General features: G+C 66.5%; 15 protein-coding genes and 1 pseudogene. 7 read left to right on the forward strand and 9 right to left on the reverse strand.

Annotated features, from left to right (window positions below):
• Positions 1 to 63: 63 nt before the first annotated feature.
• The 4 genes from ACSHV8_RS01160 (at position 64) to ACSHV8_RS01175 (ending at position 7,137) form a co-directional block, all read left to right on the forward strand.
• The gene (locus ACSHV8_RS01160; protein ID WP_436528492.1) at positions 64 to 1,101 is read left to right on the forward strand and encodes an ATP-dependent DNA ligase; all 1,038 of its coding nucleotides are present in this window, start codon (positions 64 to 66) and stop codon (positions 1,099 to 1,101) included.
• 775 nt (positions 1,102 to 1,876) lie between these two features.
• A complete protein-coding gene (locus ACSHV8_RS01165) occupies positions 1,877 to 2,545 on the forward strand; it encodes an isochorismatase family protein (protein WP_436528494.1) in 669 nt (222 codons plus the stop codon).
• Positions 2,546 to 3,373: 828 nt separating this feature from the next.
• Entirely contained in the window at positions 3,374 to 5,815 is a 2,442-nt protein-coding gene (locus tag ACSHV8_RS01170; protein WP_436528496.1) for a glycoside hydrolase family 3 protein, read from the forward strand.
• 296 nt (positions 5,816 to 6,111) lie between these two features.
• Positions 6,112 to 7,137, forward strand: a complete 1,026-nt coding sequence (locus tag ACSHV8_RS01175) for a restriction endonuclease (RefSeq protein ID WP_436528498.1) — start codon at positions 6,112 to 6,114, stop codon at positions 7,135 to 7,137.
• 603 nt (positions 7,138 to 7,740) lie between these two features.
• On the opposite strand, the gene ACSHV8_RS01180 is transcribed toward ACSHV8_RS01175, so the two are convergent.
• The 5 genes from ACSHV8_RS01180 to ACSHV8_RS01200 all read right to left on the reverse strand — a co-directional run bounded on the left by ACSHV8_RS01180 (position 7,741) and on the right by ACSHV8_RS01200 (position 12,191).
• Complete coding sequence (locus ACSHV8_RS01180) at positions 7,741 to 8,859, reverse strand: hypothetical protein (RefSeq protein WP_436528500.1); 1,119 nt, start codon at positions 8,857 to 8,859, stop codon at positions 7,741 to 7,743.
• 274 nt (positions 8,860 to 9,133) lie between these two features.
• Entirely contained in the window at positions 9,134 to 9,478 is a 345-nt protein-coding gene (locus ACSHV8_RS01185) for a histone-like nucleoid-structuring protein Lsr2 (protein ID WP_436528502.1), read from the reverse strand.
• A gap of 535 nt (positions 9,479 to 10,013) precedes the next feature.
• Positions 10,014 to 10,532, reverse strand: coding sequence for a hypothetical protein (locus tag ACSHV8_RS01190; protein ID WP_436528503.1), 519 nt, complete (start codon positions 10,530 to 10,532; stop codon positions 10,014 to 10,016).
• Between the two features lie 210 nt (positions 10,533 to 10,742).
• Positions 10,743 to 11,717, reverse strand: a complete 975-nt coding sequence (locus tag ACSHV8_RS01195) for a tyrosine-type recombinase/integrase (protein ID WP_436528505.1) — start codon at positions 11,715 to 11,717, stop codon at positions 10,743 to 10,745.
• Positions 11,718 to 11,870: 153 nt separating this feature from the next.
• Positions 11,871 to 12,191: a hypothetical protein gene (locus ACSHV8_RS01200; protein ID WP_436528507.1), complete on the reverse strand. Its 321-nt coding sequence runs from the start codon at positions 12,189 to 12,191 to the stop codon at positions 11,871 to 11,873.
• A 479-nt stretch (positions 12,192 to 12,670) separates the two neighbouring features.
• Here ACSHV8_RS01200 and ACSHV8_RS01205 point away from each other — a divergent pair, with 479 nt between their 5' ends.
• The gene (locus tag ACSHV8_RS01205) at positions 12,671 to 13,585 is read left to right on the forward strand and encodes a nucleotidyltransferase domain-containing protein (protein WP_436528509.1); all 915 of its coding nucleotides are present in this window, start codon (positions 12,671 to 12,673) and stop codon (positions 13,583 to 13,585) included.
• A 321-nt stretch (positions 13,586 to 13,906) separates the two neighbouring features.
• On the opposite strand, the gene ACSHV8_RS01210 is transcribed toward ACSHV8_RS01205, so the two are convergent.
• The 3 genes from ACSHV8_RS01210 to ACSHV8_RS01220 all read right to left on the reverse strand — a co-directional run bounded on the left by ACSHV8_RS01210 (position 13,907) and on the right by ACSHV8_RS01220 (position 16,472).
• Positions 13,907 to 15,262, reverse strand: a complete 1,356-nt coding sequence (locus ACSHV8_RS01210; protein WP_436528510.1) for an ISL3 family transposase — start codon at positions 15,260 to 15,262, stop codon at positions 13,907 to 13,909.
• A 180-nt stretch (positions 15,263 to 15,442) separates the two neighbouring features.
• Positions 15,443 to 16,090 carry a hypothetical protein gene (locus ACSHV8_RS01215; protein WP_436528512.1) on the reverse strand — a complete coding sequence of 216 codons (648 nt, stop codon included), beginning with the start codon at positions 16,088 to 16,090 and terminating at the stop codon, positions 15,443 to 15,445.
• A 40-nt stretch (positions 16,091 to 16,130) separates the two neighbouring features.
• Entirely contained in the window at positions 16,131 to 16,472 is a 342-nt protein-coding gene (locus tag ACSHV8_RS01220; protein ID WP_436528514.1) for a fibronectin type III domain-containing protein, read from the reverse strand.
• A gap of 725 nt (positions 16,473 to 17,197) precedes the next feature.
• Between ACSHV8_RS01220 and ACSHV8_RS01225 the strand changes: the two genes are divergently transcribed.
• Both ACSHV8_RS01225 and ACSHV8_RS01230 read left to right on the forward strand, forming a co-directional pair.
• Positions 17,198 to 18,067, forward strand: coding sequence for a COG4705 family protein (locus ACSHV8_RS01225; protein WP_436528516.1), 870 nt, complete (start codon positions 17,198 to 17,200; stop codon positions 18,065 to 18,067).
• A gap of 341 nt (positions 18,068 to 18,408) precedes the next feature.
• Positions 18,409 to 18,729: pseudogene (locus ACSHV8_RS01230) on the forward strand (hypothetical protein); the annotation flags it as partial.
• A 109-nt stretch (positions 18,730 to 18,838) separates the two neighbouring features.
• Here ACSHV8_RS01230 and ACSHV8_RS01235 read toward each other — a convergent pair.
• Positions 18,839 to 20,275 carry a ferredoxin reductase family protein gene (locus tag ACSHV8_RS01235; RefSeq protein ID WP_436528518.1) on the reverse strand — a complete coding sequence of 479 codons (1,437 nt, stop codon included), beginning with the start codon at positions 20,273 to 20,275 and terminating at the stop codon, positions 18,839 to 18,841.
• Positions 20,276 to 20,437 lie beyond the last annotated feature (162 nt).

Genomic DNA, 20,437 nt, shown 5'->3' on the forward strand with positions numbered 1-20,437 from the left:
GGCCCCGCCGGCGGATGTTTCTGATTCTGCGTCCTGCGGACGCTGGTTGCCGCTACCGTCCGAGTGATCACGCCTGACGGGGGAACGGCGTTGCTCACACCACCTATCGAGCCCATGCGAGCCGCGCCGGTACGCGACCTGCTGGAACCGCACACCCGCGGCACACCGCAGTACGAGGTCAAGATGGACGGCTGGCGATGCATTGCCTTCGTCGACGACCAGCAGGTCTACCTTCAGTCACGCCAGAGCCGCCGCCTGGATGCCTACTTCCCGGATCTGTGCGCACACCTGCGCACCGCGCTACTGCCCAACGTCGTACTCGACGGCGAACTCGTCATCTGGAACCAGGTTGAAGGCCGAACCTCGTTCAGCGCCCTGCAGCGCAGAGTCACCGCCGGACGCGGCCTGCACGCGGAGGTGACCAAAAATCCGGCCACCTACGTCGTGTTCGATCTGCTGCAGCTCGACGGCGTCGAGCTGGTCGACCGGTCCCTGCTCGAACGGCGGCTGCTCCTCGAGGAACTCGTCACTGACGTACCCGGACTCATGCTCTGCCCAGCTACCCGCGACCCGGAGGAAGCTAGGGCCTGGTTCCACGACTATGCGGTCACCGGCGCGGAGGGTCTGGTCATCAAAGATCTCTCCAGCCGGTACCGCTCTCGTGGCCGTTCCTGGTGGAAGTGGCGGCGCAGAACCAGCACCGAGGCTCTGGTCGGCGGAATACAGGGCGGCGTGCAGTCCCCGCACGTTCTGCTGCTTGCCCGGCGCACGGTGCGTGGCCGCCTGCAGTACGTCGGCCGCACCACACCGCTGACTGAGGACCAGCGCATTGAGCTCGGCGGCCTGTTGACTGCGGTCACTGATCACCCGTGGCCGTGCCCGTTGCCTCGATCATGGTCGGGTCGGTTCGATCAGCATGACCCGGCCGTATACCTGCCCGTACGGCCGGATCACGTGGTGGAGATCGAGGTCGACGAAGCGTTCGAGCACGGCAGGTGGCGCCATGCTGCTCGATACCTTCGCGCGCGGGTGGACCTTGTGCCTGCCGATGTGCCGGTCTTAGCGAACGCCTCACCGGCACGCAGTTCGGCCACGAGCTGATGCATCCAGGCCGCAAGGTCAGGTGGTCGCGCCCGAAGAGCTCGGTCGGCGATGACAGCTGGTCTGACGCCAACTCGCGCGCGGCGGATGTTCCGCAACTGACGAAGGCTCCGACTCGGCGCAACGCCGGGCCGGAGCCTTTCGCGTTTCTGGCTACTTCGGCCAGGCCTGCAACACCGCCGCGACCGCCAAAAGAGTCGACGGCATGGCGGCGATTAGTGCGAGCACTACGCGCCGGTCACGTCGGCGGGGTACCTTCTGCCTCAACGGAGTTCCTTCCTACTCGGAGGTTTCCGGAGGCGGCGCCGGGGCGCAATCCCGGCGTTGCCGTCTCCGTCCACGCAGCACCTTACCCACGCCCTGACCTGCAGAAATGGCCGTCACGGTGTATGGAATTTTCCGGCAGTCGGTGTAAACCGTCCCTGACGTGCAGCGATACATCTAGTCATCAGACAGCTAGTCGCATGCGGCGTGACGGGATTCACTCTTCCGTGGTATCCGGGTCACCTCCGGCGCCGCCTGGCGTGAACGATCGGCGAACCGCCCCGACCGCTTTGGCCGCCGATCTGACGCGCGCTGTGTCGACCATTCCGGCGCTAAGAGACATGACCGTGCGGATAGACGCTTACTCGGCCGCGGACCCGACCGAGGTCGCCTCGGCCCGGCGCCTGAAGGCCCACTTCGAGTTGTCGGACCTGGCGGCCAGTGCAGCCCCGAAGCGGGCGCCTTCCTATGCGATAAATCGCGCCGCCGGGGTCTCCGATAGGTTTCCCGGATGGAGGCCGACCGCATCACCCACGCCTGGCGGATCGAGGAACGAGAATGCGTGCGGCAGGAGCAGCGCCGCGGTCGCCGACACGGCTACACCACCCTGACCCCAGCCCGCACCGCGCTCGTGGTGGTCGACATGGTGCCGTTTTTCGCCGAGGAGAACGCCTACGTCCGCGGTATCGTGCCCAACATCGTTCGGCTGGCCGCCACAGTGCGAGATGCCGGTGGCACCGTCGTCTGGGTGCTGCCCGGCGCCGGCGTGCGAACGGCGGTCAAAGACGAGTTCTTCGGACCCGAGATCGCTCAGATGTTCCGGAACAGTGGCGGCGCCGGGCCGCTGCGATCCCGGCTGTGGCACGAGTTCGACGTCGAGGCCGAGGATCTGCTCGTGGAGAAGTTCGCGGCCAGCGCGTTCTTCCCCGGCCGCTGCCGCCTGCACGACATGCTGCAGGACCGTGGCATCGACACGGTCCTGATCACCGGCACGGTCACCAATGTCTGCTGCGAGTCAACAGCCCGCGACGCCAGCACCCTCGGGTATCGGGTCGTCATGGTCGCCGACGCGAACGCGGCCCGACGCGATGAGGACCACAACGCGACCCTCTACACGATCTACCGAACGTTCGGCGACGTCCGGCCCACCGACGACGTGATCAGCCTGCTCGGCAGCTGACGAACACCGGACCGCCAATGACGAAGGGCAGGGCACCTCAGCGGGTATACAGACTCGGCTCGCGGGGGATGGCGGCGCCGACGGCATCGTTCCACCACCACCATGATTCGCCGACGCGGATGCAGTAGGTCCACGCCGACCGCTTTGCCGACTCTCCGGGTGCGGCTCGTCCTTCGTGAACCTGGTCGAGCGCGGCGCCAGGCATCCTGACCGGCAGGTGCTGGCCGTTTTCCAGCGGCAGCAGCCACGAGTACCGCCCGTCAGCGTCGCCTTCAGGATGACGAATGGGCTTGTCCGCCAGCGTGAGTCCCCCGCTCAGTGGCTTCGTCGATGAACGCCGAGAGGTTCGCCTCTGCTTGTTCCTCAGTGGCGTCCTCGACTGGACGGCTCCCCGGCTTGATCACCGCGCCGGCCAGTCACCAGCGGCTGCACGCGAAGATGACAGGCAGACGACCCGCCCCGAGCATGCCGAACGACCCGTGACGCAGGTGAAACCTGCACTGCGGCGAGAGTGATGCCGCGTGATGGGTGCCGCTAGGCGTCCGATATGTGCGCCCCGGCAACCGGAGGCAATCGGCGACAACTGTCGCAGCGGATCACCAACCGGCAAGGTCATCGGCAGGGGGACGCCACCGCCGGTGCGAGGGGGTTGGCCTGCCGGCGAGGCGGGCAGTCGGCGGTGGCACCCACCAGAACTTCCGCACGAAGCTCAGATCGACATCTGACGTGCTCCTGAAGGCCCGCCACCGTCGAGGCCCGCCGATCTTGCCTGCGCAAGAGCCGCTGGCTGCCCTCAAGGAATGATCTGTCATCGAGAAGGAGAAGAGCATGCCTTCACACCGCCGACGCCACGGCTGGCTGTCGCGTCGCCGCACCGCAGTCGTGACTACCGGTCTCATCGCGGCCGGACTACTTTCCGGCCAGGCCGCCTTCGCCGCCGACGCGCAGACGGCCACCGTTAGCGCGGCGCAGGCCTACTACCAGGCCGGCGAGGGCGAGGCCGCCACCATCACCCTGACCGTTACCACCAGCGACAGCAAGGCCCTCGCGAAACCGGCCACGCTGACGTACCGAACCACCACGGGCACGGCAACCTCCGGGGCCGACTACACGACGACGAGCGGCGCGGCGACGTTCGCCGCAGGCAGCATGCCCGGTGCCCGCACGACGATCCGCATCCCGGTGCGCCGCGACCGCAGCACCGAAACCGCCGAGACAATTCCCGTCGCGCTGACCCCCACCTCGGCCGGCCTGACCGTGGGCGCCGCGCCGACGGTGGTGATCAACGCCAACGGCCTCCCGTATCTGAACAGCAAGCTCAGCACGAGGCGTCGCGTCGCCGACCTGCTCGCCCGGATGAGCCTGGACGACAAGATCGGCCAGATGACCCAGGCCGAACGCGCCGCGGTCACCGACGACCCCACCACGATCGCGAACCTGCGGCTCGGGTCGGTGCTCTCCGGCGGCGGCTCCGTGCCGGCCTCAAACACCCCGACCGGATGGGTGACCATGGTCAACACCTTCCAACAGGCCGCGCTGAGCACCCCGCTGCAGATCCCGATCATCTACGGCGTCGACGCCGTCCACGGCCACGGCAACGTGCTCGGCGCGACGATCTTCCCGCAGAACATTGGCCTCGGCGCCACCCGCAATCCGCAGCTCGTAGGGCAGGTCTACCACGCCACCGCAGCCGAAGTCCGCGCCACCGGCGTCCCGTGGGACTTCGCCCCGTGCGTGTGCGTCACCCGCGACGAACGGTGGGGCCGCTCGTACGAGTCGTTCGGCGAAGACCCGAAGCTGGTCACCCAGATGACCACCGCAGTCACCGGCCTGCAGGGCCGCCGTACCTCACAGCTGGACGACCCAGACCGGGTCCTCGCGACGATCAAGCACTACGCCGGCGACGGCAACACCACCTACGGCACCGGCGACAGCGGCTACACCATCGACCGCGGCATCACCACCACCAGCCGCGCCGACTTCGCCGCCACCATCCTCCCGCCCTACGCCGCCGGCATCCGAGCCGGTGCCGGTAGCGTGATGCCGTCATTCTCCAGCGTCGACTTCACCGACGACGGCATCGGCAACCCGATCAAGATGCACGCCAACCGCGAACTGCTCACCGGCACCCTCAAGGGCAAGCTCGGCTTCGACGGATTCGTGATTACCGACTGGGAAGGCATCCACCAGATCCCCGACCCGACCGCCACCGCGGACACGGCCAAGCCCACCGCCGTCCAGGTCCGGACCGCCGTGAACGCCGGCATCGACATGTTCATGGAGCCGAACACCGCGCAACGGTTCGAAACGCTGCTCAAAACCGAAGTCACCGCGGGCCGGGTCAGCCAGAGCCGGATCAACGACGCCGTCGCCCGGATCCTGACCTCGAAGTTCGAGCTCGGCCTGTTCGACAAGCCGTTCGCGTCCACCGACCGGGTCGACGTCGTTGGCAGCACCGAGCACCGAGCCTTGGCCCGCAAGGCGGTCGCCGAAAGCCAGGTGCTGCTGAAGAACGACGGCAACCTGCTGCCGCTGCGCTCGGACGCGAAGGTATACGTGGCCGGCCGCAACGCCGACAACATCGGCAACCAGGCCGGCGGCTGGACCCTCGACTGGCAGGGCCGCTCCGGTGACACCATCCCCGGCACCACGATCCTCGATGGCATTCGTCAGGTCGTCCCGACCGCGAAGGTAACCTACAGCGCCGACGCCTCCGCACCGATCGGCAAGGACGACGTCGGCATCGTCGTGGTGGGGGAGACCCCGTACGCCGAAGGGTACGGCGACGTCGGCGGGCCGGCCTGGCCGTGGGGCACCGACGCGCAGAAGGAGACCAAGTCCCTCACCTTGCAGTCAAGCGACAAGGCCGCGATCGATAGGGTCTGCGGCGCCGTGACTAAGTGCGTGGTGTTGGTCGTGTCCGGCCGACCACAGATCATCACCGACCGGCTCGGCAAGATCGACGCCCTGGTCGCGTCGTGGCTGCCCGGCAGTGAAGGCGCTGGAGTCGCCGACGTGCTGTTCGGCAAGAGGGCGTTCACCGGCCGGCTGCCGGTGACCTGGCCGGCCAGCGCCGACCAGGTGCCGATCAACGTCGGCGACGCGAACTACCGGCCGCTCTACCCGTACGGCTGGGGGCTGCGTACCAGCAGCATCCATCGGAGGACCACGCCTTCGATCGCTGGCCCACTCGCGGATCCGAAGACGGGCGGTTGGCGGGTCAGCGCTGCGAAATTCACTAGCGCCGGCTTCCAGTCCGTTGCCCGATAACGTCGCCCAGGCCGCAAACGGCAGAGCGCGGTTGGGCGGCGCAGCCGAAGGCCCGCCGCCCGACCGCGGGCACCGCGATGTTCCGGCCTGGTCGGGCCCCCGTTACGTCGGCTGGTGACCGGCGCCGGTAGCACCTTGTCCACCCGCCGCGGATCCGCGCCCGCCCGGGCGTAGTCCGCCTTGGAATCTCTCGGCGTTTGCGGCAGCAGCGAAACCGAGAGGTCCATGACGACGAGAGGTAAGCCGCGAGTCACCCGCAAGATCAACTTGTCGGTGGGTCGCGGTACCGTCCGGCCGTGAAGATCAACAAGTCGGGCTCGATGCGCCCTCCGAAACTCGGCGACAACGACCTCGGCGTGGCCTTCGGCTCGGTCCTCGGCAAACTCGCCGACGAAACGGTTCACGCCATCGTTTTCCGCGAGGTCGAGATCAGGGTTACTCAAGCCCTCCGGCGCCATTGGACTGAGCTGGATGAGACGGTGACGTTCAACATGGAGATCAACGCCAGCGATCACCTGAAGATGACCGATCGTGGCTGGGAGTCGGTGCAAGACGAGGTTGCCGAGTATCTGCGGGCCGACCGAAACCAGCTGGAGAACGAGCGGGTCCTTGCCCGTGCGCATATAGCCCTGTGCGACAAGGTGATCGCTGCGCTTTCCGATCCCGACGTCGCTTCGGCGTTCTCGCAGTCGTACGGCGCCGACGGGCTACGCCAAGGGATCGCACTTCACTACCTCGACGGCTCGATGGCGGCTGCACGGCGAATGTCGAAGCGGATGCAGGCGAGTAACCAGGAATACGAGGACGGATCAAACCGGATCGTGGCACGGTGGAAGTCCCGCAACGAGTTCTCCCGTACGCCGAAATCGGTTGCACTCTCTCAGGTCGACACGGAATCGCCCGAGTCGTTCGAGCAGCTCACTGCCTGGCTTCTCAAGCGGGATGGATGCACGATTCAGAGGGATCGCGGCGGACCTGGCGACCAGGGCGCGGACGTCATCGCTACCACCCCGGACGGCCTCCGGATCGTTCTGCAGTGCAAGCACTCAACCAAACAGGGAAATCGGCTGGATCCACGACACGTACACCAGCTGAACGGCACAGCGCGTCCGATTCACGGTGCGGACATCGTTGGCATCGTGACCAACCGAGCGCTCTCCGCTAGCGCCGAGGCCTTCGCGGACAGTCAGGGGATTCACATCGTCGACCGCCGAGTACTTAAGCGTTGGGCGACCTACGGCGTCCCCTGGTGGAAGCCTGAAGAAATCATGGTGCCGACGGTTGTCTCGGTGGAAACACCGGCGGAGCAGGAGGCCGCATAGGCAGCCCACGGCAAACCTGCGGCGGCCGCGGGTCAGGCCGGCGATTGAGCGCAGGTGGACCAAATGGTAGTTCAAGGGCCACCGATTCCCGCCTGCCGTTCTCTGAGGTTATGGGTCCGACTTCCCCTCGCGCTGCGAAAGCGGTTGGTGCTAAATAGCCCTGAATGAACTGATTGGAACTGAATGTCTTAAAAGATCAGCACGGGGTCGCTTGCAGTGCAGGGTCAGAGAAATGGAACATGTGTACGATCTGGCCATGGCGGGCGTTACCGAGCAACACTGGTGGAATGGCAGGTGGGGTCGCGCCCGGCGCGACGTGTATCTGCGCGCACATGGCGATCAACTAGCCGTGGAGGCGCGAGCGGGAGGCTCAGCCGGTGAAGCCCGATTGTGGCATCCGCCCACCGATGAGACCGCTCTCCGGCTCGTCGAAGACCTGATGAGCGATCAGGGCGGCTGGCGAAAGCTCAGCGTCAGGCCATGAACGGCGTGCCGGCATCTATGGCGCATCCACTGGTGCCACCCGCTCGCTGCGAGTCGGGCGAGGACCGCCGCCGTTGCGTTCCTGAACACGCTTGGGGCGCTGTGTTGGGTGCGCAGCGGTTACCGAAGTAGCTGAACGCTTAGGAGATGCGCGCGCTCACGTACCGCGGCTAGAAACGCGTGAGTGGACCGTTGACCCGCTGCGCTCGTCGGATCTTCGTCGGCCTCGACGCCTACGTCGCCGATGGCCTCGTCATACACCATCAGGCACGACCGAATACCGTCCAGGAGGTGTTCGAGAAGATCGCGGCTCGCTCGACCGGGATCGAGCGGAGTCAGCCGTTGCAGCAACATCATGAGCGCGTCACCGCGTTTGCCGACTGGCAAGCTCAGAGCCTCGGCCCTGGCGGCATCGACTAGGGCCGGCAGTCGCAGCGGATCGGGTGTGAGACCGTCACGAGCGTTCGCCGCCTCACTGAGCATCTGCGTCACGATTTCCCGCGGACCTAATCCAGCGAGCGACTGCCTGACGACGTAGGTCGGCACCTCCACCGACACGGCCTCAATGTCGTCGGCATCGGCGAACACCGCGCCCGCAGCGACACCCGCACACTCCGCTGCGACGCCGGCAGCGGCAACCAGCCAATGTGCTCCCGCGACACAGGCGGCAGCCGGCGTCACATCATGGAACAACCGTGGATCTCCGAGCGGGCTGGCACGAAACAACTGGTCCGCGGTGGCCACCTGTGAAGGCGGCGGATCCACGACCTCCGCCACCACGCCTTGGGCTGCACGCCCGGCGAAGTCACCCCGGCCAGCGCGCTGTATCGCATCCACCTCAGAGCCAACTTCCACGACAACTACCTCGCTGATCGCCGAGTCACCGATCGCGTGCAAGACGCGGCCGACCTCGTGCGCGCATTCGACCGGCTCGTCATACGACATCAGCACCGATCCGTCACCGTTCGGCAGGTTCGGAGCGGTAATCGCTTCCGCAACAGCGGCGAACATCGCCTCGGAGCCGCCGCCCATCTGCTCGTCATCAAGTTGCGCAGGCTCGGCGTACACCTGCCACAAACTCCTGGAGAGCTCGCTCAACGCCTCGGCCAACATGACCGTCTCCGAGGGTCCGGCCCCGATAAACGCTGAGCCAAGCACAGCGGCGCGGTGAGCATCCCCGGTCGGCCAGACCGCGAGGATTCCACCTAGCGCCCCATCATGCACTGCATAGATCGTCATCGTGCCGTCCTCACGGAGCCCAGCCGGCTCGGTCCCGAAACCCGCCCGCTCATTCTGCACGCAAGGGGCGGCACGATTACCATGCCCAGAATGGTTCGCCAGCCCGGACAGCACATCCTGGGCTGACGAACCAGACGCATGGAGCCAACCAGAAATTAGACAGGTGGGCAGCCCGCCCACGCGGAGCGGCGGCGTAACCTACACGCCGACGCCGCTCCGGATCCTTCCCCCGTGGGAACCGGAGCGGCGTCACTGTCTTAAGGCAACCACCACGTCAGCGAGACTGGTATTTCTCAACGACATGCGTGGGGATGCGACCGCGGTCCGACAACTCCAGGCCCTGACTCTTCGCCCAGGCACGGATCTCTTGATTCTCGTTCCGAGACGATCGGGCCTCACCGGCATCGCCCCGGCCCGGCCCCCGGCGGGCCACTGCGCTGGTGCGCGGCACCCGCGTCCCCGCGGTGATGAACGGGTCAAGGGCTTTGCGGAGCTTTCCGGTGTTCTTCTCGGACAGGTCAATCGTGTAGCTCACGCCATCCAGGCCGAACTCCACCGTCCGATCTGCCTCGCCGCCATCCAGGTCGTCGGTAAGAATGGTGACAATCTGCTTCGCCATGACAGCTGCTCCGAATCTGCGGGAAAGAGGCTCAACAGTAGCGCTCGAATTCGTGTTTTCGCCACTCGGCCACCACAGAATTCGCGAACCATTCCTGATCCCTGCAGGCGAACGCCCGACTCGGTAGTCCTGGCTAGGGGTCATTTCCTGGGCGCGCGGAAAGCAGCGTGTTCCGGAGAGCGGCAGGAACGTTAACCGCCGCCGGCGCAGGCATTCGTCGTTCACGAGCGAACCACCGAATAATCATTCATTCATCCGTCTGCCAGCTGTCGTCAGCTCCAGCGCGTCAAGCAACCCAGCTGGCGATGACCGGACACTTGTCGTCGATCACGCCCGCCTGGAGCCGACGGCGCGCAGCTGCAAGCCCAGTACCTCATTTCGCGAGGCTCGCCGAAAAAGCATCAACTTCACCAACACCGGCCATGGCTGCACCATCGCCACTGCCCGCAACACCTAATCACCCCCTCGGCGGGCACCCAATCCGGCGACCATGCATCCGTCATCACCACCATCCGGTCCGGCCCGATCTACGGAGTCAGTCGCGGGCCGTCGCCGGGTGCCACCGTAATTCGCCCGCAATCCGGATCAGCGAAGCCGCTAAACCCTTCGCCGCCAACACCCGGGAAACCCCAGTTGTCGTCATCAACGACACAAACCCGCATCGCCGGCAATACCAACAGTCCTGCCACAACCGCCGAGCACGATCCACCACCACACCGCAACCGGCATTGTTGCGGCGCGTCCACGCCACGAATCCCGCCGCCGCCGCGACGATCGACAGCCCTACGAACGCGGGCCACCTGCCTGCAGCCTCCCCGTCCATCGACGACCCCCGGACGAGAACCGCCAGGAAAAAAACGCTCGCCCCCGCCACCACCGCCGGCACCGTCGCCGACCGCGGCCGCTGCGGCGGCGTCAGAACGCGCGCCAGCCCACTGACCCGTACCGCCCGCGCCCGCACCGGCAACATGCCACTGCCATCAGCCGCGAACGCCTCCCCGCGCACGTCCACGACATCGCGGCCCTCGCGGTAGACCGCAACGACCCGCCTCAACTGTTCGCCCGATCCACACTGCAAACAGCGGAGCGTGTATGCCGGCCCGGCAGCCCTGGACGGCCCTGACTCGGCCCTCTGTTCCCGCGGCGCGCGATCCGTCGGCCGGCCCTGACCATCACCCAACTTCGACACGTCTTACCCCCGCAACCTAGGACCGATCACGGCTGGTGGGTGCCGTCACCCGAAGGTGTCGGCACCCACCAGCCACTACGCCGCGAACTTCAAACCGGCAATGAACGGAGCCACCTCGCCCTTACCCTTGCGCTTCTTCGCCCGAGCCGACCGGTCCCGCTCGAACTTCTCCAGGTCCACGACCTGCGCGGCCTTCGGCAGCAACTTGTTGAGCTTGCCCAGCAACTTCTTGTCGTGCTCCGCCAGCCGGTGACCATAAGTATCGAACGTTGTCTTGATCGACGCGTGCCCGACGATCTGCTGGATCGCCAGGAAATCGAACCCGGCCGAGATCAGATACGCCACGAACGAGTGCCGCAGGTCATGAAACCGCGGACGCTGATGTAGCCGCGTCGGGCAGCCACACGTCGACACCGCAAGCGACTTGACCTGATCCAACTCCGACCCGTTACCCACCTTACGGATCTTCGGCGGGTGCTCCGCGCATCGCTGCGCTCGCGCCACGACATACCGCCACTCCCGGTTACGGAAGTTGTTCGCGTCCCACGCCAACCCCGACGGCGACGTGAACACGAAGTCATTGCCGTTCTTCCCTGCAATCAACCGCCGCAGCACCTCCACCACCCGAGGCGCCAACGGGATCGGACGCCGCGACTTCCGCGACTTCGGAGCAGACAGCCCACCAGTACGGCTGAGCGTCTTCACGACGAACACCGCCGGGCTCTTACCATTCAGCGAAACCGCCTTGACCCGAAGACCCAGCAACTCACTCAGCCGCATCCCCGTTCCCAGCGCAACGATGACGAGATCCCGTATGTGCGGCGGACACGCCGCCAGCAGAATCTCCGACTCCTTCACCGTCAGGAAGTACGCGTCGTACTGATCGATAGTCGGCAGCCCGTTGGTGCTCTGACCCGCCGGACGATCAAACGGGTTATCGAGCCTGTACCGAGGCGTGGCATCCCGGATCACCTTGCCCAGGACGGACCAGTGTTTGCGAACCCCGGCCGGCATCAACGTCTCCGACATGCCGGCCTTCCACAGATCCACATGCGCGGCTCGGTCCACCTACCCGATGCGCATCTTCGCCAGCGCAGGCGCCCCGCCCACCGGCTGAGTGATCCACTTACCGTGCAGCAGGCGCGCGTATTCCTTCTTCGTGCTCTTGGCGATGTCGACCTTCGCCTCAAGCCACGTCTCGATCTAGTCCTCGACAAGCGGCGTCTCCGGCTGCTCGTCGGGCTCCGGCACGGTCGTCTTGTTCCAGCCGAACACGATTGCGTAGACCTCAGTGTCCGAAATCTTGTGGTTATGCGCGTTGGCTAAGTCTTCGGCCTGCTGTCCCTGGCTTTTGTCCGCGAAAGTGCACGTCTGCCACTTTCCGGCGCTGCCCTCGCGCCAGCGGACGATCCAGGACTTCCCCGTGGGTTCATCTTTGCCATGCGATCGAAGGTAACGAGATTGATGTTCACATGCGAACACGCAACGTGCATCTCGGTTACCTCCATGGACGCTCAACGGCATGTCGAAAACGTCCCTACCTGCGTTTATAGATAAACGTGCAGGTCACGTTATGTGCGTGAAGCACACTGGCAGTGTGGGGGTCAGCGGCTTCGACTACTCTGAGTGACGTTTCGGGTATTCCGATGGTGAGCGGTAACAGTGGCTCAGTGAACGTAGCGCTAAGCGATTCCATTGATTGTCTTTGGTGTCGCCTGGGATTTCAAACACTTGACCAAACGAATCCAGCTCACCCACCGGGAAACTGGTCACGAACTGGATGCAGTGACACTCGGATACCTTCGAACACGACACGGCCGCGTTCCAACCGCTGCGCCCGGAACTGTGGGCACTGACCAAACACCTGCTCGGGACATTTTGGATCTTCGACCTGCACGGCTGGGCCCCACCGCAAAGGAAGCGCCGCCTGTGCCGAACGACGCACCCAGCCCGACACACCAAAGATCCTAGGACGCCCACGAGGAGTGCCCGCATCCACGATAGTGAACATCCTCGACCGGGCCGCTGATCCGGTGCATCATCGGCTGGTGGAACGAGAACGGGCCGCCGCGTTGACCGAAGAAGTCCTGACCCGGCTGATCGAATTACAACAAGAATGGCCTCTGAACCTGGTCACCGAGGTTTACGTCTACGGCTCGTTCGCCAGGGGAGCCCTGCAACCAGCAGACGTCGATCTCGACATTGAGTACGACCAGACCGGCGACCGCTGGATCTCCACCGTCATCCACGCCCTCAGCAGCGGCCGCAACCCGCAGGTCGAGTTTAAGAAACCCCTCGTCGGCCGTAAACGCGGTATCGAGTTCGCGTTCAACAACCGGGCGGACGCGGACTACGACATGACCCTGCTGTGGCAGCGCGGCGAGGATCTCGACACCGTCCTGACCCGCTTGCGCGACATCAAAGCCGACCCGACGGCTGGCCGAGCGCCGCGCGACGCGATGCTGCCCCAGTTCGAAGGCCTCGACCGCTGGCTACCACGCCCGTACCGAGAAACCCTGAGCCGGGCGATCACCGCAGAGCTCATCACCGTCGAACGCCTGGTCCTGCCAGACACCGACATCGATCACCCGCTAGCCCGCGACCACCTCGAACGCCGATGGAACCCCGACAGCCCGCTGCACCGGGCCGGCCGCGCCGTGTTTGCCCACCTGCTGGCCCGAGGCATCGACCCGGCACAAGTCCACCTGCACGGCCGCGACGTCCAGAACAGCGACACCCCGTACTTCGCCGGCTTCTCCCTGCGCTACCTCACCTCGATGCAGGACTGCCTCACCGAACACGGCGGCACCGAATGGATCGAAGTCATACACCCGACCACCCGCGGCGCCCTCGACGCCCTGCGGATCAGCCCGACCGGTAAGGAAACCCCACGCGGTCTGCTCTGGATCGACTCCTGACCACCACCGGTGCTTACGCACCCTTGCAGGCGCCAGCTCGCGCGCCAACGTGGCCTTCCGCGGATCGAGATGGTCGTATCGGGTGCTGTCTCCGACTCGTAGATCACCGACATCGCGTACTACCCGGCAGCGCGGCAGCCGCGCTTACTGTGAGTGTGTTGTGGGGGCGTCTGGACCGAGACCGCCGACCAGATCCTCGAATCCATCGCCAGGTACTGCACCCGCATTAACGACTCACGTCACTAGCCGCGCACGGCAACCGAGAAGCCCCACTGTGTGCCTCATCCAGCACGAAGCCCAGCCACAGCAGCTTTGCTCCGGTTAGGCCACATCCTCCGGCTCTTCTTCCGCCAGGGCCACGGGCAGCCCGATCAGGTAGCGGTGTAGAGAGGTCTTCGGGATGCCGGTCTTGCTGGCGATCGTGCCGAAGCTGTGGCCTTGGGCCTTGAGTGGCCGGGCGTACTCGATCTTGTCAGCGGGGTGGGCGAGGGGCCGACCGACGTGCCGGCCGTTGGCCTCGGCGACCGCACGGGCGTTGGCGGCGCGTTCGGCGGTGAACGTACGCTCCATCTCGGCAAACAGGGCGAGCAGTAGGTAGCGGACCAGCAGGTTTGTGCTGCCGGTATAGCCGAGCTCGCGGATCTCGGCAAGCAGCCGGGTCACCGCGACGCCGGGTTGCTCAGCCCGGCGGCGGCGCAGGTGATCCCGGAACGGATCGACCAGCGTCTCGCGGTAGCGCGGCGGGCGTTTCAACTCCTCCGCTGACGCCGCGCGAGCGTAACGCTTCACGGTGTTCAGCGCCCAGCCCAACCGGCGGGCGCATTCCAGCAGGCCGTGGCCTTGATCGAGGAGCGCGTGCACGGCTCGGTGGCGGTCGCGGGTGCGCTCATCCAGGGGCTGATCCGGCTGGACAGGGCCTTGTCGCCAGCAGCCTGAGTGGGCAATCGCGGTCTTCTCGACGGCCTTGGCCAGGTTCGCCCACAGATGCCAGCGATCGCTGACCTGCATCGCCTGGGGCGCTGCGGTGCGGATCGCCTCGGCATAGGCTGCCGACCCGTCGCGGCAAACGACCTGCACGCCCGGATGGTCACGCAGCCACGCGGTCAGGGTGTCCGTTTTGCGGTCGGGCAGCACATCGACGCGGCGATGGGTGACCGCGTCGATCAGCAACGTCGCGTAACGGCGGCCCCGGCGCAGCGCGAAGTCGTCCACGCTCAGCACGGCCGGCACTGGGAGGGCGGGGATCGGCACCGCCATCAGCACCCGCAGCACCGTGCTGCGCGAAACCCGGGCGCCGACCCGGGCCAGCACACCCGCACCGGCCCGGCCCGCGGTGATGACGGCCAAGTCAGCGACCAGGGCGCTCAGCTGCCGGGTCCGCCGCGCCCACCGCTGGGTCAACGCGGGCACCTGCTCGCGAAAGGTCCGCCGCGGGCAGGGCAGTGCCGCACAGACCAGGCGACGCACGCGCAGGTGCACGACGACGGCGCGGCCACCGACCGGCAGATCGGCCAGGCGTCGCTGGTGATAGGCGTGCACCCGCTCGCTGAGCTGCCCGCAGTCCGGGCACGCCGCGGCCGCCATGGGCGTTCGGGCTACGACACCCACCGTTGTCCCGAGATCGACGACCTGCTCGATGACCAGCGAAGACAGCTGCGGGAAGGCGGCCTCGATCACATCGCACGGGCATCATGATCGCGGACGTCTGTGACCACAAAGGACGGTGGTCACCCGACCACCGTTTCTGCGCCAGAGCCGTTTTCTTGGCACTCCGGCGCCGACCGCCGCGCGCTGGTCGGTGCCCCGCCAGGCGTCGCTGGTGATAGGCGTGCATCCGTTTGCTGAGCTGCTCACAGATCAGAGCAGGCTGGTGATGGCGTCGGTGTCGGGGGTGTCGACGTCGGTGACGGTGCACAGCCGCCAGCTGTTGTTCGCGTCGTGGATGAGCGTGAGCTGGTAGCTGGTCGGGGGCAGGCCGGGCCTGGTGGAGAGGATGTGGGTGGTGCTGTTCTTGGTGGTGCGGTCGATGATGTGTTCGGTGCCGCGGACGGCTTGGATGTCGACGGTGACCTGGCCGCCGAGCGCGGCTGGGCTGCCGGTGGGGCCGACGATGCTGGTGAGTGTGGGGGCGGCGGGCTGGACGTAGGCGTTCTGGTCGACGTAGGTCTGCAGTTCGGCGGTGAGCGCGTTGTCGGCGGCGCAGCCGGGTTCGGTGATGGTGCTGGTGAGGCCGGGGTTGGGGTTGGCAAGTAGCCATTGTCCGTAAGTGAGCAGGGAACCGACGATTTTCGGCCAGTTCGTGCCGGTGTTGGTAAGTGTGGGGGTTTTGCTGGTCGGTGGTGCCGGTGAGGGGATGGTGGCCACGATCGGGGCGGCACTGGTGGTAGCGGCGGGCGCGGCGGCTGTGGTGCTGGCGCTGGTCATCGTGGTGGCGCAGCCGGTGAGCATGGCCATCGTGGTGGTGCCGGCGGCGGCGATGAGCAGGGCGCGGTGCGTGGCGGTCATCGAGTTTCCTCTACAGAAGCGGTGGGGTTCGGGGCGGCTGTCAGAGGACGGTGACGGCGAGGGAGCGGCCGATCATCGTTTCTCGAGTGATGTTGCTGGTGCCGTAGGTGGTGTCGGTGTGTACGGCGTCGACCCAGATCTCGTAGTTCATTCCCTTGCTCAGGCCGGTGATCGTGGTGGTGAGGGTTTTGCAGGTGTGAGTGGCGGCGACGGTCAGCCAGGTGGTGGGTGCGCCGTAGTTCGGGATCGCGGCGATGCGGTAGGTGAGTACGGACGGGTCGCTCAGGTCGGTCCAGTGCGCGGTCATGCTGCCGGTGCCGGCGGTGGCGGTGACCGGGATGGCGGTGGCCGGGCCGAGCATCGGGGAGCAGACAGCCGACACCGAGTTTGCTGGTGTGGGCGTGACGGATCTCGTCGAGGGCAGTGCCAGGTAGAGGCCGGTCGAGACGGGAACTGGTCGGTAGGCGCCGGCCGCGACTTGCGCGGCTGCGACCTTCGGCGCGGGAGCCGCGGTGTTGTACCAGCCGGCGGACAACGGTGCCGGTGATGCGCCCGGCGTCGCGGCGGTGACCGTGGAGGTTGTGGTACAAGCGCCGGTAGCCAGCAGAGCCGTCCCGGCGGCAACGGTGAGAGCGATTCGGCGCAGGAGCATTGTGCGGCCTTCCCGGGTTGCGGCGGCAATGCCGGTATCAGTCGGCCAACCGGACCCCGGCATAAAGCGGAACCGGGTTGCAGAACAGTTGCTCACGAAGGGCTTTCATTTCTGCGCCGGGGCATCTATTCCAGACTGCTCTTCGGTCTTGCGATTCACCGGCGACAGCAGGTGTCTACTGGGATCGGCGGAGCAGGTGTGGGAACGTTTGAGCTGCCCACATGGCTACTCGGAACTACCCGTGGCGTCTGTGTCGTGGCGGCGAAGAGATTTCCGGTCTGGCGGTTCTGCCGAGTTCGTCGGCAACCGAAAGCGCACCGTACGGGACCGCCGCCGACAACACCGGGCCGCAATATTTGTTTCTCAGCATTGCTTCAGGATTTGTTTCGCACGCTTCTGACCGAACAGCATTTCCCCGCCGTGTCTCGGATGAGGCCGCTTTCGAGGAGTGACCCGTGACCGCTCAGATTCTCCGTCCGGCGCTGTCGACCCCGTCCGGCGCCGCCGGTCCGGTAAAGGCGGTGATGAAGAAGCTTCCCGAGATCACGCTGGCGTTCTGGGTCATGAAGATCGCCGCGACCACCCTCGGTGAGACCGCCGGCGACATGATCTCCCAGACCCTGAAGCTCGGCTACTTCCTCAGCACCGTCACGCTCTTCGCGATCTTTGTGGTCACCTTGGTGGTGCAGTTGCGGTCGCGCCGCTACAACCCGGTCTTCTACTGGACGGTCATCCTGTCCACGAGCATGGCCGGCACCACCCTGTCGGACTTCATGAACCGCGACGCCAGCGCCCATTATTTGGCCAAGGGCGCCACGTCGCTCGGCTGGGGTCCGCAGGGTCTGGGCCTGGGCTACCCGACCGGCGCGGCGATCCTCACCTCGCTGCTGGTCATCGTGTTCATCGCCTGGAAGGGGACCGGGCTGCCGTTCGATATCAACAAGATCAACACCTTCCGGGGTGAGGCGCTGTTCTGGACCGCCATCCTGATCTCGAACACCCTGGGCACCTCGATGGGCGACTTCCTGTCCGACAGCTCCGGCCTCGGCTACCTCGGCGGCGCCGTCCTGATCACCGGCGTTCTGGCCGTCCTCGCCGTCTGCACCAAGATCCGCTGGATCCCGAACGTCCTGGTCTTCTGGCTCGCCTTTGTCCTGACCCGCCCGCTCGGCGCGACCGTCGGCGACTTCTTCACCAAGCCGGCTGTCAAGGGCGGCCTCGGCTTGGGCACCTACGGCGCCTCCGCGGTCCTGCTCGCCGTTCTCGCCGGCTTCATGATCTGGTCGACCGTCCGCGAACGCCGTAACCAGCTCACCCACGCCTGACAGACCAGCACCGCCCGAAGAGACCGGGGCCTACGCCGAACCACGGTGTCACGGCCCCGGTCTCTTCGCCTTCGCGCACGGTTCCACGAGACGAGTCATGCCGGGGCCCTACCCGTAGTAGGTTGCGGCGCTCGGAGAGCGGGCGTCAGTCCCCGCCAGGTCCGCCGCCGACGGAGATGCTGCTGAGCCGGCCGACCACGCTACCCCCGCACCCGTGTCGCAAGGCCGCCGCCAGTGTTTTCGCAGGTAAGCCGTGGATGTGAAGGTCCGCAACGAGACCCCGGGTTCGCCTCCGGAACGAGCATAAGTTCGGCACATCGTGCGCCCCGTACGAGTCGGCCGAGGCGGCAATCGACTCGTTCGCCGCCACGACCTGCGCGGCTGGCATCCGCCTGGAAAGCTCCGGCCGGTGGGACGTCTACGCACCTCATGGCTCGTCGCCCTCGGCGAGATGTGCCAACTGGCGGGTTGGGCCCCTGTCCGATGCCGACCGTTACAGAGCGCTGCCCGCGTTCACCTGCTCGGCGTCGGGGCCGCCCACGCCGGCGGCGATCTCGTCGGCGGCCTACAACACGCCCACTTCGGGGGACCACATCAGGCCGCCATTCTGGCCAGATCCGCGTACGCCAGCGCACGGCAGACGGCGACCGCGAGGGCGGTAACGGCACTCGCCTAAAGCACGTCTGGCTACGACGGTTGCGATGGCGACCGTCACAGCCAGGTGGGTGTCCTGCGCGACCCGGGCCGCTGGGCAATGAGCAGTCGGTCTGGTTATCGCCAGTCGAAGTGTTCGCGGTGGATGTTGCGGGCGGGCACGCCGGCCTGCCGGAATCGGCGGACGAATGTGGTGACCATCGGTCCGGGCCCACACAGGAACACCGACACCAGGGCGGGGTCGGTGTCGTCGAGCACGGCGAGGGCGTCGTCGGCGTTCAGGTACCGGCCGGTGTCGCTGTCGTGCAGGTGCAGGTGCAGATTGCCGGATGTCCGGGTGATGTCGCCGATCTCGCGGGCGTAGGGGGCGTCGCCGCTGGTGCTGTAGAACAGGTCGACGCGGGCGTTGAGAGCGCGGCTGTCGAGGGAGCGCAGCCAGCTCAGGAACGGGGTGATCCCGATGCCGCCGGCGATCCAGATCTGGCGGCCGGCGCCGCGGGCGTGGTCGAAGCGGCCGTGCGGGCCGCCGATGACGGCCGGCATTCCCGGCGTGATCAGGCTCTGGATCTCTTCGGTGTCGTCACCGAGGGCTTTGATCGTGAAGCGCAGGAGGTCGTCTCCGGCGGCGCCGGACATGGTGAACGGATGCCGGCGCCAGCCGTGGCGCCCTTCCAGGAACACCATCGCGAACTGCCCGGGTACGAATCTCAGCGGCCGGCCGACCGGGGCCAGCGCCAGTTCGGTGATGCCCGGCCCGACCGGTGTGACGCAGTGGACCTGGTAGTCGTGCAGCGGCAGGAAGTACCGGGCGATGGTTTCCCGATACACGTAGAACGCCAATCCCCCGCCGCCTGCGATCAGATACGTCCAGCGCAGCATCGGCGATCCGAACACGGTGGCATCGAGCAGACCGTGCACGAACGCCGCGGCCAGGAACAGCCCGGTGAGCCGATGCACCGCCCGCCACCGTTCGTAGCCGCCGAACACCAGCCGCGCCACCGTCGCGAGCCGTTGCCCGGCCGAGCTGCGCCCGGCGTCTCGTACGGCAGTGGTCAACCTGGCGGGCAGCCACGCCAGCATCATTCGCCAGCGCGGCTGGACCGCCCAGAGCACCAGCGCGATCAGCCCCCACACACCGATCTGGGCGAGCGGCCCGCCGAGACCACCGCCCTGATGCTGCGCTGTGATGGCGCCTGGGGGAGCAGGGCCGCCCGGATGGTGGCCCTGCGCGAACAGCACGTGCGGGATCAGCAACAGCATGCCGGCCACCGACAGCCGGCGATGCCAGATCGCCGTCTTGTCGATGCCGTCGAACCACACCTCCACCACAGCAAGCACGGAGATCAGCACCACCGCGACCGCCATCAGCAGGATCGCCTCGGCCCCGGCCAGCTGGCCGAGCAATGATCCCCACCCGGCGCCCCGCGGCCCGACAACGAGCCAGACCAGGGCGAACCCGGCGGCGAGCACGGCCACACCCGTCGGCCCGATCCACCGGGCCGGTGGGAGCAGCCGCGACAACGACACCGTGACCGGCCGTGCCAGCACACTCACCTCTACGACGATCGCATCCGCAGGTGCGCGCACACAGCCGATCAGACGATCCGAGGGGCGCACCGGATTCTCACCCACCGGCTACCCGGCATTGGCTGATTCCGAGGGTCGTGCTGCCGATCGGCATGCAGCTCGCAAAAGGTCTGTTCGATCCGGGGAGTA

The sequence above is a fragment of the Actinoplanes sp. HUAS TT8 genome, assembly GCF_051380535.1.
Lineage (GTDB): Bacteria > Actinomycetota > Actinomycetes > Mycobacteriales > Micromonosporaceae > Actinoplanes.